Source organism: Streptosporangium sp. NPDC049644, assembly GCF_040675205.1.
GTDB classification, from domain to species: Bacteria; Actinomycetota; Actinomycetes; order Streptosporangiales; family Streptosporangiaceae; genus Streptosporangium; species Streptosporangium fukuiense.
The window spans coordinates 62,112-77,873 of sequence record NZ_JBFAOJ010000037.1; the positions used below are offsets into that span (position 1 = coordinate 62,112).

A 15,762-nucleotide genomic window follows, 5' to 3' on the forward strand; every position below is an offset into this window, starting at 1 on the left:
CGATCTCGTCACGGCAACGGGGCCGTGACGAGTGCCCATCCGCGAGGCCGGGAGCGGAACTCAGCCGCGGGCCGTGGCGAACGCCTCCAGGGCCCGGTCGACGTCCTCGGTGGAGTGGGCCGCCGAGAGCTGGACCCGGATCCTGGCCTGGCCGTGCGGGACGACGGGGTAGGAGAAGCCGATCACGTAGACGCCCAGCTCCAGCAGGCGTTCGGCCATCGCGGCGGCCTCGGCGGCGTCGCCGATCATCACCGGGACGATGGGGTGGTCGCCGGGCAGGATGTCGAACCCGGCCTCGATCATCCCGATGCGGAACCGCTCGGTGTTGGCACGCAGCCGGGTGCGGGCCTCGTCCGAGCCGCTGATCAGGTCGAGGACGCGCAGCGACGCGGCGGCGATCACCGGGGCCAGGGAGTTGGAGAACAGGTAGGGGCGCGAGCGCTGGCGGAGCAGCTCGCAGATCTCCTTGCGGGCCGCGACGTAACCGCCGCTGGCCCCGCCGAGCGCCTTGCCGAGCGTGCCGGTGAGGATGTCGACCCGGTCCCGCACACCGTGCAACTCGGGGGTGCCGCCGCCGTGCTCGCCGACGAAGCCGACGGCGTGCGAGTCGTCGACCATCACCATGGCCCCGTACCGCTCCGCCAGGTCGCAGATCTCCGCCAGCGGCGCGACGTAGCCGTCCATGGAGAAGACACCGTCGGTGACGATCAGCCTGCGCCGGGCGTCGGCGGACTCCTTGAGCCGTGCCTCCAGCTCGGCCAGGTCGCGGTTGGCGTAGCGCAGGCGCCGGGCCTTGGACAGGCGGATGCCGTCGATGACGCTCGCGTGGTTGAGCGCGTCGGAGATCACCGCGTCCCGGTCGTCGAGCAGGGTCTCGAAGACGCCGCCGTTGGCGTCGAAGCACGAGCTGTAGAGGACGGTGTCCTCCTGGCCGAGGAAGGCCGACAGCCGCGCCTCCAGCTCCTTGTGCACCTCCTGGGTGCCGCAGATGAAGCGGACCGAGGCCATGCCGAAGCCCCAGCGGTCGAGGGCCTCCTTGGCGGCGGCGATCACCTCGGGGTGGTCGGCCAGGCCCAGGTAGTTGTTGGCGCAGAAGTTCAGCACCTCACCGCCGCCGGCCACGGCGATGTCGGCGCGCTGCGGGGTGGTGATGACCCGCTCCGGCTTGAGCAGCCCGGCGGATGCGATCTCGTTCAGGGTGGTACGGAAGTCGTCGCGGACGTTGTCGAACATCAGGCGGTCCAATCCAAGGTGATCTTGCCGGTTCCGCCGCCGCCGGCGGCGGAACCGGAGTCGCGGTGGGAGCCGGACATCAGGTGGTCCAGGTCCGGGGTGACCCTGCCGGCGACGGTGACTGTGACGGTGTCGAAGCCGCGCCGGACATCAGACCGTCCAGTCCAGGATGACCTTGCCGGTCCTGCCGCCGGCGGCGGTGTCGAAGGCCGCGTCGAAGTCGCGGTAGGAGAAGCGGTCGGTGATCACGGGGGAGAGGTCGAGGCCCTTCTCCAGAAGCACGGACATGGCGTACCACGTCTCGTACATCTCCCGGCCGTAGATGCCCTTGATGGTGATCATCGAGGTCACGATGGTCGCGAAGTCGACGGCGAACTCCTCGGCGGGCAGCCCGAGCATGGCGATCTTCCCGCCGTGCGACATGTTGGCGATCATGTCGCGGAGCGCCCGCGGGTTCCCGGACATCTCAAGACCCACGTCGAAGCCCTCCCGCATGCCGAGCTCACGCAGGCCGTCGGCGACGGACCTCTCGGCGACGTTCAGCGCCAGGGTGACGCCCAGCTTGTTCGCGATGGCCAGCCGTTCGTGGCTGACGTCGGTGATGACCACGTTGCGGGCGCCCACGTGGGTGGCCACCGCGGCGGCCATCAGCCCGATCGGCCCGGCCCCGGTGATCAGCACGTCCTCGCCGACCATCGGGAACGTCAGGGCGGTGTGCACCGCGTTGCCGAACGGGTCGAAGATCGCCGCCACGTCGAGGTCCACCGGGACCCGGTGTACCCAGACGTTGGAGGCCGGGAGCGTCACGTACTCGGCGAAGGCGCCGTCCCGGTTGACCCCCAGCCCGACCGTGCTGCGGCACAGGTGCCGCCGTCCGGCCATGCAGTTGCGGCACTTGCCGCAGACCAGGTGCCCCTCGCCGCTGACCAGATCACCGGGGGCGATGTCCTCCACGCCCGGCGCCACCTCGACGACCTCGCCGCAGAACTCGTGCCCGACGACGAGCGGCGTCCGCAGGGTCTGCCGGGCCCAGGCGTCGAAACTCCGGATGTGCAGATCCGTCCCGCAGATCCCGGTCCGCAGCACCCTGATCAGCACCTCCCCGGCGCCGACCGACGGTTCCGGTACGTCGACCAGCCACAGGCCGGGTTCGGCCCTCTCCTTGACCAGCGCTTTCATCGCGGATCCCCCCTCAACTCCGAACCCTACGCACTGTGCCCGGCCGCCTTCGGGGGTGTCCATCGCGGTTTTCTTAACCCCGCCCACAGCGTTGCTTCACGCCCGATCCCCGAGGACTAACGATGTACCCGGGCATTTGACCTTAAATCGGACACGCGTCCGACGGGGTTCCCGTCCCGGCGGCCGACGCCGGGACGGTGTCGGGGATGCGGCGCCCTTTCTGGGCGGCGTCTTTTCACTGGTTGCAGTCGGAATATATCGCTCGGTAATCGGTCGTACATCGCTCGCGCGGATGCTGGTGCGAACCGAAAGGAAAGGCACGCCATGACCGATCAGCCGTACGTCGCCCCGCCCACGGTGGGCGACCGGGTCCCCACCACAGGCGTCAAGGAATGGGCTTTCGGCGCCTGGGCCCTGCTGGACGGATTCTTCAGGAAGATGACGATCGTGGACAGGGAGAAGGACGGCGTCGAGCTTCTGATGAACAGGCTGAGGCGTCTGGAGTCCGCGATCATCGGTGGTACGAGCGAGGCGAGCGCGCGGGCGGCGTTCATCGACTGGGTGAACGACAACGACGGGGGCGGCTGGGCCTACTACCTGACCAAGAAGGCCGAGGCGGACCGCCAGGAGGCCGAGGCGCAGGCGAAGATGCGGCACGAGAGGATCACCGCCAGTGCCCGGGAGGAGGCCGTCAGCCTGCGCAACAAGTACCCCGGAGGAAAGGGAGTCGCGGTCGGCACGGTGATCGTGGGCCTCGCCGACACGATCACGGGAAAGACCTACACCGGTACCAGTGGCGCCTACACCTACGCGGACAAGCGGCATGCGGTCATGGAGGAACTGCTGGTCGGCGTGCCCCAGGTGGAGGACTGGCCGGTGAACGCCTGCGCGGAGGTCGACGCCATGAACAAGCTCCTCATCGCCAGGAAAATCACGAAAAAGTCTGAAATCCAGGCGGAAACCCTCTATTTCCATGCCGAGACCTGGAACAGCACGTCCGGGAAATGGCAGGCGCGCAGCGCCTGTAAGAACTGTGACGTGTGGTTGAAGAAGATCGGCGCCTGCCGCATCTGAGACCCGGCGTTCCCGCCAGGACCGGCACTCTCACCGGTCCCGTGCCCCCGATGACGATCGTCACCGGGGGCACGGGACAGGCGCGGGGCTCAGGGAGCGGCGCGGTGTCGCTCCCGGTACAGGCCGACGGCGTCGAACGTGGCCGCCCACCGGGCGTGGAGTCAGGCGCGGTGCTGCTCCTCCTGGGGGACCGCGAGACCGTCGGTGGGCAGGGAGGGCGGGGCCGCGTTGAGCTGGCGGGGGCCCAGGTCGGCCTCGGCGGCCTCGGCGACCGCCTCGGCGGCGGCCTGCTCGGCCTGCTTCCGCTCCTCCTCGGCGGCCTCGTTGACCCTGGGAGCCTCGCGGGTGGCCGACGACTGCGGCAGCGCCTCGGTGAACGCCTTGGAGACGCCCTGGATGGCCGAGGTGACCTCGCTGGGGATCACCCAGAAGGTGTTGTTCGGGCCCTTGGCCAGCTCGGGCAGCACCTGGAGGTACTGGTACGCCAGCAGCTTGGGGTCGGGGTCGTTGCGGTGCACGGCCTGGAAGACCTCGTCGATGGCCTGGGACTGGCCCTCGGCCTTGAGGATCGCGGCGCTCCGGTCACCCTCGGCCCGCAGGATCGCGCTCTGCTTGTCACCTTCGGCGGTGAGGATCTGCGACTGCCGCTGGCCCTCGGCGTTGAGGATCGCCGCACGCTTGTCACGCTCGGCGCGCATCTGCTTCTCCATCGCCTCCTTGATGCTCTTCGGCGGGTCGATGGCCTTGATCTCCACCCGGTTGACCCGGATGCCCCACTTGCCGGTCGCCTCGTCGAGCACGCCGCGGAGCTGGCTGTTGATCGTGTCACGCGAGGTCAGCGTCATCTCCAGGTCCAGCGAGCCGACGACGTTGCGCAGCGTGGTGACCGTGAGCTGCTCGACGGCCTGGATGTAGTTGGCGATCTCGTACGCCGCCGCCCGGGGGTCGGTCACCTGGAAGTACAGAACCGTGTCGATCTCGACGACCAGGTTGTCCTCGGTGATCACCGGCTGGGGCTGGAAGGAGACGACCTGCTCGCGCAGGTCGATCATCGGATAGACCCGGTCGATGTACGGGATCACGAAGTTGAGGCCGGGCTTGAGCGTGCTGTGGTAGCGGCCGAGCCGCTCCACGTTGCGGGCCCGCGCCTGCGGGACGATGCGCACCGAGCGGACCACGGTGAACACCGCCAACAGGACGATGAGGATCACAGCTATGAGCAGAGCGTCCATGAAGTCACTCCCGCGGATACACGAGAGCGGTCGCGCCCTCGATCTCGATGACGTCGACGGTCGCCCCGGCGGGTATCACCAGGGTCTCGTCATAGGCTCTGGCGGACCACTCCTCGCCGCCGATCCGCACCCGGCCGTCCTGGCCGGTCACCTCGCGTAGCACGTACGCGGATCTGCCGACGATCGCCTGGATCCCGAACCGCTGGCTCCGGGGCTGCAGCCCCTTGAGGTGACGCCTGGCGATGGGCCGGATCGCGACCACCCCCGCCCCCAGGGAGGCGGCGAAGACCAGGAGCTGGAGCGGAATCGGCAGTCCGAGGCCGGCGGCGACGGAGGCGACGAGGGCCGCCCCCCCGAGCAGGCCGAGAGCGGTGGTCAGGGTGAAGATCTCGGCGATTCCCAGCACGACTGCCAGGATCAGCCAGATGACCCAGTAATCCATGCTCCGGCCCTCCTGCCTTGTTCAACGGGTCGGACGTCGGGGAGGTTCCTTTCCCTACCGTATGTCTTCTACTCGACGCCTGTCAGGGGCGGTTCGCGGGTGAGATCCTGCCCGACACCTCGCCCAGGGTGATCACGGTTCCGTCGGGTCCCGGGGCCGTCGCGGTGATCGTAACGGTGTCCCCGTCCTCCAGGAAGGTCCTGACGGAGCCGTCGGGCAGTTTGAGCGGCTCGGTCCCGTTCCAGGTCAGCTCGATCAGCGAGCCGCGCTCGCCCGGCCCGGTGCCGGAGATCGTGCCGCTGGCGTAGAGATCGCCGGTGCGCAGCGCGGCGCCGTTGACGGTCATGTGGGCGAGCATCTGGTCCGGCGTCCAGTACATGTCCCGATACGGGGGACGGGAGACGACCTCGCCGTTCACCGCGACCTCCAGCCGCAGGTCGAGCCCCCAGGGCTCGTCGCGGCGCAGGTAGCCGAGCGGCTCGGGATCCTGCGTCCTGCCCTCGACGCGGGCCTCGGACAGGGCGGCGAGCGGGGTGATCCACGGTGAGATCGAGGTGGCGAAGGACTTGCCGAGGAACGGGCCGAGCGGGACGTACTCCCAGGCCTGGATGTCGCGGGCGCTCCAGTCGTTCACCAGGGTCACGCCGAACACGTGGTCTTCGAAGCGTCCGGCCCGGTCGCCGAGGGACGTCGGCGCGCCGACGACGAAGCCCAGCTCCGCCTCGATGTCCAGCTTGACGGACGGGCCGAAGACCCCCGCGCCGCGCTGCCCGGACGGCCGGGTGATCGGGGTGCCGGAGGCGACGACGGTCCCGGCCCTGCCGTGGTAGCCGACCGGCAGGTGCCGCCAGTTCGGCTTGAGCGGCTCCTCGTCGGGGCGGAACATCCGGCCCAGGTTGGAGGCGTGCTCCAGCGAGCAGTAGAAGTCGACGTAGTCGGCCACCTCGATCGGCAGGTGCAGCGTCACCTGCTCCAGCGGGACGAGGTGCGGCTCGACCACCGACAGGTCGGTGCGGAGCTTGTTCTGGATCAGGGCGCGGGTGTCGCGCCACGCGACCGGACCTCTGGCCATGAAGGCGTTGAGCGAGCCGGTGGCGAACACCTCGTCGTGCAGGGCCCCGGCCAGGTCGACGATCTGATCGCCGTAGCGGACGCCGACGCGAGGGGTCTCCCCCTCGTGGCGGGAGAAGACTCCGTAGGGCAGGTTCTCCGGGCCCCAAGCCATCACTTGCTCTCCTTCGTTGGGTGGGTGGTCGCGCTCGGGCGCCGGGCGACGAGGCCCAGGGCCGTCAGGTCCTCGATCGGGGTGCTCGTGCTGCATGATCCGTACGAGACCAGCAGCTTCCTGGCGCGCGTCGCGGTCTCCTGGGGCACGGCCCGCGCGAGCCGCACCAACTCGCCGACGTCGGTCAGCTTCAACACCGGCACCGGGTCGCGGCCCTCGGTGGCCGCGCAGACCGCGAGGACCAGGTTGAGGAAGCCGTGCCGGTCCACGCCCAGCGCGGAGTCGAAGTGGCGGACCGCGTTGTGCAGGCCCGCGGTCGCCTTGAACGGCACACCGTACTCCGCGCAGTGCGCGATGAGGGCGCCCAGGTCGGCGGCACTGGGAAAAGCGTCGGCGGTCAGCCCGCCGCAGCGGAACTTCAGGCCGGGGCCCGAGCCGTCGCGTGGCAGGGAGCCACGGCCGTCGAGGGGCACCTCGACGAAGAGCCCGGCCCCGCCGGGCAGCCCGTCGGCCAGCCGCTCCGACACGGCCTGAGGCGTCTCGCCCGCCGCCTGCCGCACCTCGACCAGCTCGACGGCGAGGCCGTCGAGGTCGTCGAGTGGCGGGAGGGCGGGGGTGTCCATGATCAGGCCGAGCCGGATCGGGAAGGTCAGGTGGTCGCGGAGCTCTTCCAGGCGGCCGGCCGGGCAGAGGAACCGGTGGGTGAGCACCGGGTCGTTGCCGGCCAGGTCGTTCCTGTGCCGCTCCAGGGCCTCGGCCATCGGCAGTCCGGTCGGCGGGAACAGGCCGGCGTCGTCGACGAGCCCGCGGAAGAGCGGCGCCGTTCCCGTTCCCATGTCCGTGCTCATATCTGCAGCCATGGTCTCGCCCCTACCCGGTGACGGGCCCGTGGTCATGCCCAGGGGCCCGCCCGTCAACGGGCCCACGTCCACGCGTAGCCGGGGTCCTCCACCGACAGGCCGGCGGGGCCGAGGTCGAGGGGGCGGAAGGTGTCGACCATCACGGCCAGCTCGCTCGTCTGGGTGTGGCCCTGCCTGACCGCCTCGATGACCGCCTCGACGGCGCCCGGCTGCGGGCCGTGGGTGAATCCGGCCGGGTGCAGCGAGACCGAGCCGACATCGATGCCCGAGCCCCTGCGCGCGGTGTAGTCGCCGCCCGCGTAGAACATCAGCTCGTCGGAGTCGACGTTGTGGTGGTTGTACGGGATCGGGACCGCGTCGGGGTGGAAGTCGAGCGGCCGGGGGCAGAACGAGCAGATCACGAAGTTCGGGCCCTCGAAGGTCTGGTGCACCGGCGGCGGGGCGTGGGTGCGCTTCACGACGGGCTCGAAGTCGTTGATGTTGAACGCGTACGGGTAGAGACAGCCGTCCCAGCCGACCACGTCGAACGGGTGGTCGCGGTAGACCAGCCGGGTCAGCCCGCCGCGGGTGCGGACCAGCACCGGCACCTCCTCGCCCTCGACGATGAGGGGCTCGCCGGGGGAGCGCAGGTCCCGCTCGCAGTAGGGGGCGTGCTCCAGGAACTGGCCGTGGGTGGACAGGTAGCGCTTGGGGGGACGGATGTGCCCCGCGGCCTCGATGGTGAACGCCGTGACGCGGCCCTGCGGCACCCAGCGGTGGATGGTCCCGGTGGGGACGACGACGTAGTCGCCCTCCCCGGCCTCGATCACCCCGTACGTCGACTCGAACCTGACCCGCCCGCTCGCGATGTAGACGCACTCGTCGCCCATGGAGTTGCGGTAGAGCTCGCTGGGCGTCTCGCTCGCGGCGTACGACATGCGGACGTCGGCGTTGCCGGCGAGCAGCCCGCGCCCGGTGACCAGGTCGCCTCCGACCGGCAGGTCCTGGGTGCGCAGGTGACGGGGGGAGAGGGGCAGGTTGGGGACGAGCCGGCCGGCCTCGGTCGGCTCGACGGCCTCGGCCTTGAGGATCGCCGTGGGGAGATGGCGGTGGTAGAGCAGCGACGAGTCGCTGGAGAACCCCTCCTCACCCATCAGCTCCTCGGCGTACAGCCCGCCGTCGGGCCGCCGGAACTGCACGTGCCGCTTGCGAGGTATCTCCCCCACGACCCGGTAGTACGGCATCCACTTCTCCCACTCTGTCCGCTTATCGGACATGCATGTCCTTTATACGAACAACCATCTGTCAGGGCGGGATGGATGTCAAACGTCACCGCACACCGAGGGGTCCGGGGCCGCCTGTCGGGCCTGGACGTGGCGAGGCTCCGCGCGGCGAACCGGTTCTCTCGTAACAGGAGAACAGGAGCCCGCCGGTCGCGGCCTGTGGCGCAACGCGTCCCTGTGGTGGTGCGGGTCGGTCCGTCGGACACCCTCCCCCTCGCCCTGGGTCGCGGGTATCGGCCGACTCTGGTCTGCGGGCCGTGGTGAGACGTCCGGCCGACTCCATGGTGGGGGCACGGGGTGATGTCAGGTTTTATGCCCATTGAGCGGTTTTGTGGGCACCCTTGCTCACGTATGCGAGGTGTCGTAGTGTGTAACGAAATATCGAAGTTGCTGGTATGTCTGGAAGGCCGCCGTGGACTCCGTGGGGCAGAGAAGCCGTTCCGAGGCTTGTGAGAGCCGTCGATGCGTGAGTCGACGCGCGGTGTCCCGCTGTCGGTGTGTCGGCGGGAAGACGGTCGCCCGGTGAACGAGTGGGGGAGCCCGGCGTGAGCCGAGTCGTACAACGCCCCGGTTCGATCACGCGACTGCGTGTGCTGGAAGCCGGGAGCGGACTTCCGACGGCCATCGTGGCGCGATTGCTGCACGACTCCGGGGTGACCGTCCTGCGGACCGCGCGGACGGGACCCGACCCGTTCGCCGAGAGATATCCCGCGCTGCGGTCATGGTCCCGTGACTGGACGGAGGTCGATGTCGAAAACGGCATGGACGATGTCCTGGCCTCGGTCGATGTCCTTCTCGTCGGTGCTGAGGACCACCCGGATGCGGGACCGCCGGCGCGTCTTGAGCTCGCTGAGCCGCTCTCCAGGCATCCCCGGCTCATCGTGCTGGAGATCGGTGGTTACGTCCAGGGCACGAACGACCCCACGCCCGCCGTCGACCTGCTGGTGCAGGCTCGGACGGGACTCGTGTTCGAGCAGTTCAGCGATCGGCCGACGCAGCTCGCGTTCGCCCCCTCGTTGTACGGTGCCGCCCTGCTCGGCACGACAGGCGTGTGGGCGGCGCTGCACGCACGTCGGCGCACCGGGCGCGGTGGCCGGGTCCGGGTCTCCATGCAGCAGGGGCTGGCGCTGTTCTGGCCGCACCTGTGGCTCTCCGCCGAACGCCCTGACCAGGCGTTCGACACGGTGCCGCCGCGGGATGTGAAGCACCTCGTGCTGCGCTGCGCGGACGGTGGATATCTGCAGATCGTGCTCGGCGTGCCCGGGGCAGTGGCCCGGGTGCATCGGGTGCTGGGCATCCCCGGCCCCGTCGATCCCGCCGACCGGGGTGTCCCCAGCCTGGCCCGCGGCGCGGAGAACTACTTCGCCGACCGTGACCTGTTCGGCCGGTACGCGGCACGCTTCCCGCGCGACGAGCTGGTCGAGGCCTTCGCCGCGGCCGGTGTCCCGGTGGAGCCGGTGCTGGCACCGGGGGAGTTCTTCGACGACCCGCAGGTACGTGCGGCAGGGCTGGTCGCCACCGCCCCGGACGGGCGTGAGTATCCGGCTGGGCCGGTGGACCTTTCGGTGGCGGGGGACCCGCCGGCGGCGCGACCCGTCCCGCGGCGGGCGCGGTGCGGCGAGAGCGCACCCCTGGCCGGTCTGAGGATCATCGACCTGGGTAACTGGGTGGCCGGGCCGTTCGCCTCCAAGCTGCTCGCCGACCTCGGCGCCGACGTGATCAAGGTCGAGCCGCCGACCGGGCTGTCCAATCTGACCGGCGTCCGCAATACCCTGACCTCCAACCGCGGCAAGCGCAGCATCGTCGTCGACATGAAGACCCCCGAGGGGCGTGAGATCGTACGGCGGCTGGCCGCCACGGCCGACGCGGTGCACCACAACTTCCGGCCCGGCGTCGCTGAGCGCCTTGGCGTGGACGCCGCCTCGTTACGGGAGCACCGACCCGGCCTGGTGTATCTGCACACCACCGCCTACGGGCGAACCGGGCCGCGTGTGCTGCGCGGCGGGTTCGACATGGTGATGCAGGCGCTGTGCGGGCACGAGGTGCGTGCGGGCGGAGAGGGAAACGAGCCGCTGTGGTACCGCGCCCCGTTCGTGGACTACTGCGCCGGTGCGCTCGGCGCGATCGCACTGCTCACGGCCCTGTACGAGCGGGACGCGACCGGCGCCCCGGTGGACGCGCACACCAGCCTGCTCGGCGCGGCGATGTTCCTGCGAGGGGAACTGGTGCGGGAGCCGGATGGTTCGATCGCGGGCGCCGCAGTGCTGTCCGCGGACCGCACCGGTTTCCACCCGACCGAGGCGCTGTACCGGGCCATGGACGGCTGGCTTGCCGTCGCCGCGTACGGCAAGTCGATGGCCGCCGCGCTCTCGGACGCGCTGGAGTTGACCGGGCTCGGCCCGCCATCGAAATGGAGCGAGGCGGCCGCCCACGCCATCGCCGCCGCTATAGGCCGCCTGACCTGCGACGAAGCTCTGAGTTTGCTCGGCGCCGCGGGAGTGTGGGCGACGCGGTGCACCGGCGACGCCTTCGCGGCGATGCTCGCCGACGACGCGGCGCGCCGGTCCGGTCTGGTGATCAGCGCGCCGGACCCCCGGTACGGCCGGGTCACCGGCTGCTTCGGTCCGCTGATCGGCTTCTCCGGCTGGACCCCGGCCCTGGACGGCTTCCGCTCGGCGCCGCTCTCCGGCGAGCACACTGCCGCCCTGCTGGCCGAGACCGGCTACTCCGCCGACGAGCGCGCCCGCCTGGAGCGCGACGGGATCGTCCGGGTCGCCCCCGGCGGCCTGATGCTCACAGACCAGATTCCCGCCACCTGAACGGCATCCGCAGCACGATTTCAAGGACGGTATGACCGCATGACCGCGTACAAGACCATCGAGTTCACCGCCGACGGGCGTCTGGCCTACCTGAAGCTGAACCGCCCCGAGCGGCTCAACGCGCTCAGTGACGAGTTGGAGTCCGAGATCCGCACCGCACTGCTGGAGTTCGACCTGGACGACGATCTCTGGGTACTGATCATCCATGGTGAGGGCAGGGCGTTCTGCGCCGGGCTCGACGTCAAGGAGCACAGCTCGTTCTCGTTCGGTGCCGACGACGCCACCCGCAAGGCCAAGGCGCTGGAGGCGGTGCGCAGTGGCCATGTCGGTGGCGCCCAGCACCTGCGCGGCACCGGCGGCGAGGGCTGGCTGGGCCGGACGGCCAACTACAAGCCGGTCATCGCGGCGGTGCACGGCTACGTGCTGGGCGGCGGCGCGCACCTGGCCGCCGAGTGCGACCTGATCGTGGCCGCCGAGGACGCCCGGTTCGCCATCAGCGAGACCATGACCGGCATGTCCGGCTCGCGCACCTGGGCCAAGATCAAGACCTTCATGCCGTCGAAGCTCGCCTCGGAGATGCTCATCACCGGCCGCCGGATCAAGGCCGAGGAACTGCACCGGCTCGGCCTGGTCAACAGGTTGGTCCCGGCGGGCGAGCACCTGAAGGCAGCCGAGGAACTGGCCCGCGAGGTGCTCAAGGCGCCGCCGCTGGCCACCAGGGACGCGGTGCGGGTGACCCGGAAGCAGTGGGTGCCGATCGCGACCGCGCTGGACGAGCAGATGCAGCTGTCCCGGCTCGATCTCACCGAGGACTTCCGCGAGGCCGGCCGGGCCTTCGCCGAAAAGCGCCTGCCGAAGTTCCAGGCCAGGTGAGCGGGCAGGACCGGATGGGCACCGAGCATCCTTTCGGCGGTCATTCCCCCGGAGGTGGCGGCGCGGGCCCGGCGGCGTCCGGCGGCGGGCTGCCGGGGCACGGGCTGCGCGTCGTCGACCTGGGCACCGGGATGGCCGCGGCATTGGTGAGCACGCTGCTCGCCGACGCCGGAGCGGTCGTGCACCGGATCGCCCCGTCCGGCGACGAGGTCTTCGACGAGGTCTATCCGGCGCACCGTGGCTGGCGGTCGGCGACCGTCCCGGCGGACCCGGCCGACCTGGACGTCCTGCTGGCACAGGCCGACGTGTGCCTGATCGGCGGCGAGGACCATCCGGCGGTCACCCCGCGGCACGACGCCGGGGACCTCGCAGACCGGTACCCGCGGCTCGTCGTGGCGCACCTGACCGGCTACGCCGCCGGGCACGCGCCGGGCGCACCCGCAGTGGACCTGCTGGTGCAGGCCCGCACCGGGATGGTCGCCGAGCACTTCAGCGACCGGCCGTTGTACTTCGCCGTGCCCTTCCCCACCTACGGGCAGGCCATGCTGGCCGTACTCGGGGTATGGACGGCACTGCTGGAGCGGGCCGGCAGCGGGCGCGGCCAGGTGGTGGGCGCCTCCCTTCAGCAGGGGGCGGCGCTGTTCATGACGCCGTTCTGGATGCGGGCCGAGCGGCCGGACGCCGAGTTCGGCAAGGTCACCCCGAAGGACGTCAAGCACCTGATCTTCCAGTGCGCCGACGGCGGTTACGTGCAGTTCGTGATGGGTGTGCCGTCGGCGGTGGCCAAGCTGTACCGGATCCTCGGCATCGACGTGCCGGTCGACCCGGCCGACAGGGGCATACCCCGGGTGGGCGCCTCACCGGACACCTACTTCGGCGATCGGCCGTTGATCGCGGCGCACGTGGCGAAGCTGGATCGGGCCGACATCCTGGCCGCAGCCGAGGTCGAGGGGCTGCCCGCGGCGCCCGTGCTCGACCTGGGCGAGTTCCTGGACGACGAGCAGCTCGTCGCCAACGGGTTACTGGTCGACCGGGGCGGGGCCACCGGGCCCGGAAACGTGATCGGCTTCCTCGGTTCGGCGCACGCTCCGGTGGAGACGGATGGTCCGGCGGGAACCGGCCCTACCGGAGACGGGCCGCCGCTGGCCGGGGTGACCGTCCTCGACTTCGGCTCCTACGTGGCCGGTCCGTTCGCCAGCCGGCTGCTCGCCGACCTGGGCGCCTCCGTGCTCAAGGTCGAGTCGCTCGGCGGCGACCCCAACCGCGGCCTGCAACGGCACTTCCTGGCCGCGCACGTGGGCAAGCGGGCCGTGGCGGTCGACGTGAAGACCCCCGAAGGGGCCGAGGTACTGCGCCGCCTGCTGGCCCGCGCGGACGTGGTCATGCACAACCTGCGCCCCAAGGCGGCCGAGCGGATGGGCGTCTCGCCCGAGGCGGTGCGCGTGGTGAGGCCGGACGCGGTGACCCTTCAGGCGTTCGCGTTCGGGCCGACCGGTCCTCGGGCCGACGCACCCGGCTTCGACATGGTCATCCAGGCGCTGCTCGGTCTGGAGCGCCGTGCCGGCGGACCGGACGGCCCGCCGCTGTGGATCAGGACGCCCTACCTGGACTACGTGTCCGGCGCACTCGGCGCGGTCGCCGTGCTGATGGCGCTGTACGGGCGCCGGACCGCGGGCCGGGCCGGAGACATGTGGGTCAGCCTGCTCAACGCCGGCATGTTCCTGCTGTCCGACCTGCTGCGGGAGGCCGACGGTACGCTGCGCGAGGCGCCGCCGCTGGACGGGGTGCTGCAGGGCGTGCACCCCGGAGAGCGGTTGTACCGGGCCGCGGACGGCTGGATCGCGATCGCCGCGCGCACCGAGGAGGCCGCGCTGGCCATGTGGCGGGTCATGTTGCCGGGGGAGCCGCCGCTGCCGCGTGCGGCCTGGGACGGTGTGGTCGCGGCCCGTTTCGACGAGGTCTGCGCCGGACGCACCGCCGCGGCCCTGCTCACCGCCCTGGCGGAGGTGGACGTCTGGGCCGAGGAGTGCCGCACCGACGGCCTGGCAGAGCTGGAGCGGGTGGAACGGGCCGGGCCGGAGCGCGCCCCTGCCGTCGCGTGCCTGCTCGCCGACCGCGCCGACGACCGGTACGGCCGGCTGACCGGCTGCCTCGGCCCGCTGGTCTCCTTCTCCCGCACCGAGACCCCGGCCGACGACCTGCCCGGCGGTCCCGGCCATGGCGCGCACACCCGGCAGGTCCTCGCCGAACTCGGCTACACCGATGCCGAGGCCGAGGAACTGCTGCGGGCCGGTGTCGTCCGATGACATATCCAACCGAGGAGTTCCACCATGACCGCTGACTTCGGAGCGTTCGACGGTCCGTCGGTCGCGCCCGAGCTGGCCTACCACGCGCCGTTCGACGAGGAGGAGGAGCTGTACCGGCAGACCGTCCGGACCTTCCTCGACAAGGAGATCGAGCCCACCTTCCACCAACTGGGCACCGACAGCGCGTCCCGGCACGCGGCGTGGCGGGCGGCCGGCCGCGCCGGCATCCTGGGCGCGGTGATCCCCGAGGAGTACGGCGGTCCCGGCGCGAGCCCCATCGCCAACGTCATCCTCTCCTACGAGATCGCCCGCTCGCAGTGCTACGGCACCGTGGGCAGCCTGTACTGCACCGACCTCGCCACCGGTGCCTTCCTGGACGGCGCGTCGCCGGAGCTGATCCGGGAGTGGGCGCCGAGGATCCTGGCCGGGGAGGCCATCCAGTCGATGGCCATCACCGAGCCGGACGCGGGCAGCGACGTGCTGGCCATGCGCAGCTTCGCGGAGCGAGACGGCGACGACTACGTGCTGTCCGGCGACAAGACGTACATCACCAACGGCGACATCGCGGACATGCTGTACGTGGTGGCCAAGACGTCGAAGGAGCGGCGCGGGCGCAGCCTGACCATGTTCCTGGTCACGCCCGAGATGGCCGGAGTGACCCGCCGGAAGCTGGCCACCACCGGCTTCCCGGCCGGCAACACCGCCGAGCTGCACTTCGACCGGGTACGTATCCCGGCCTCGCACGTGCTGGGCGGTGAGGGCGGCGCGATGCGGATCATGATGGGCTCGCTGGCGCTGGACCGGCTGCAGATCGGTTTCCGCGCCCTCGGCCAGGCCGAGCTGGCGTTCCAGCAGACGGTGGAGTACGTCAAGCAGCGCGTCGTGTTCGGCAGCCCGCTGTTCGAGTTCCAGAACACGAAGTTCGCGCTGGCCGACATGAAGAGCGAGATCGAGGTCGGTCGGGCGTACCTGCACGAGATGGTGCGCAAGGTGCGCAGCGGCGTCGCCACCGCCAGCGAGGGGTCCGTCGGGAAGCTGTGGTTGTGTGAGATGTCCAACCGGGTCATCGACGGGTGCGTGCAGTTGTTCGGTGCCATGGGCTTCATGGACGAGACGCCCATCTCGCGGATCTACACCTCAAATCGGGTACTGCGGATCTACGCCGGGACCTCGGAGATCATGAAACAGTCCATCGCCCGCGACCTCTGACCCGGCCGCGCACATGCGAGAAGGCCGCCGCCCCTTCCAAGGGGCGGC

12 protein-coding genes are annotated in these 15,762 nt (G+C 70.7%); 5 read left to right on the top strand and 7 right to left on the bottom strand.

What is annotated here, in order from left to right:
* Positions 1–60 precede the first annotated feature (60 nt).
* Complete coding sequence (locus tag AB0J58_RS21685; RefSeq protein WP_364218137.1) at positions 61–1,233, bottom strand: glycine C-acetyltransferase; 1,173 nt, start codon at positions 1,231–1,233, stop codon at positions 61–63.
* A gap of 150 nt (positions 1,234–1,383) precedes the next feature.
* On the bottom strand, positions 1,384–2,412 hold the full coding sequence (gene tdh / locus AB0J58_RS21690) for an L-threonine 3-dehydrogenase (protein ID WP_364218139.1): 1,029 nt from the start codon (positions 2,410–2,412) through the stop codon (positions 1,384–1,386).
* 324 nt (positions 2,413–2,736) lie between these two features.
* Between tdh and AB0J58_RS21695 the strand changes: the two genes are divergently transcribed.
* Positions 2,737–3,486, top strand: a complete 750-nt coding sequence (locus AB0J58_RS21695; RefSeq protein WP_364218141.1) for a hypothetical protein — start codon at positions 2,737–2,739, stop codon at positions 3,484–3,486.
* Positions 3,487–3,647: 161 nt separating this feature from the next.
* On the opposite strand, the gene AB0J58_RS21700 is transcribed toward AB0J58_RS21695, so the two are convergent.
* The 5 genes from AB0J58_RS21700 to AB0J58_RS21720 all read right to left on the bottom strand — a co-directional run bounded on the left by AB0J58_RS21700 (position 3,648) and on the right by AB0J58_RS21720 (position 8,468).
* Entirely contained in the window at positions 3,648–4,718 is a 1,071-nt protein-coding gene (locus AB0J58_RS21700; protein ID WP_364218143.1) for an SPFH domain-containing protein, read from the bottom strand.
* Between the two features lie 4 nt (positions 4,719–4,722).
* Complete coding sequence (locus AB0J58_RS21705) at positions 4,723–5,160, bottom strand: NfeD family protein (RefSeq protein WP_343974916.1); 438 nt, start codon at positions 5,158–5,160, stop codon at positions 4,723–4,725.
* A gap of 82 nt (positions 5,161–5,242) precedes the next feature.
* The gene (fahA, locus tag AB0J58_RS21710; protein WP_364218145.1) at positions 5,243–6,385 is read right to left on the bottom strand and encodes a fumarylacetoacetase; all 1,143 of its coding nucleotides are present in this window, start codon (positions 6,383–6,385) and stop codon (positions 5,243–5,245) included.
* Positions 6,385–7,233: a hypothetical protein gene (locus AB0J58_RS21715; protein WP_364218147.1), complete on the bottom strand. Its 849-nt coding sequence runs from the start codon at positions 7,231–7,233 to the stop codon at positions 6,385–6,387. The genes fahA and AB0J58_RS21715 overlap by 1 nt, the downstream gene beginning before the upstream one ends.
* A 65-nt stretch (positions 7,234–7,298) precedes the next feature.
* Positions 7,299–8,468 carry a homogentisate 1,2-dioxygenase domain-containing protein gene (locus AB0J58_RS21720; protein WP_364218159.1) on the bottom strand — a complete coding sequence of 390 codons (1,170 nt, stop codon included), beginning with the start codon at positions 8,466–8,468 and terminating at the stop codon, positions 7,299–7,301.
* 584 nt (positions 8,469–9,052) lie between these two features.
* Between AB0J58_RS21720 and AB0J58_RS21725 the strand changes: the two genes are divergently transcribed.
* Genes AB0J58_RS21725 through AB0J58_RS21740 form a run of 4 tightly spaced genes read left to right on the top strand, consistent with a single transcriptional unit; the run spans position 9,053 to position 15,714 of the window.
* Positions 9,053–11,326 (top strand): CoA transferase, encoded by a 2,274-nt coding sequence (locus AB0J58_RS21725; RefSeq protein WP_364218149.1) that lies wholly within the window; start codon positions 9,053–9,055, stop codon positions 11,324–11,326.
* A gap of 39 nt (positions 11,327–11,365) precedes the next feature.
* Complete coding sequence (locus AB0J58_RS21730) at positions 11,366–12,199, top strand: enoyl-CoA hydratase-related protein (RefSeq protein WP_364218151.1); 834 nt, start codon at positions 11,366–11,368, stop codon at positions 12,197–12,199.
* A complete protein-coding gene (locus AB0J58_RS21735) occupies positions 12,196–14,505 on the top strand; it encodes a CoA transferase (RefSeq protein WP_364218153.1) in 2,310 nt (769 codons plus the stop codon). The genes AB0J58_RS21730 and AB0J58_RS21735 overlap by 4 nt, the downstream gene beginning before the upstream one ends.
* Positions 14,506–14,529: 24 nt before the next feature.
* Positions 14,530–15,714 carry an acyl-CoA dehydrogenase family protein gene (locus AB0J58_RS21740; protein ID WP_364218155.1) on the top strand — a complete coding sequence of 395 codons (1,185 nt, stop codon included), beginning with the start codon at positions 14,530–14,532 and terminating at the stop codon, positions 15,712–15,714.
* The last annotated feature ends 48 nt before the right edge of the window (positions 15,715–15,762 follow it).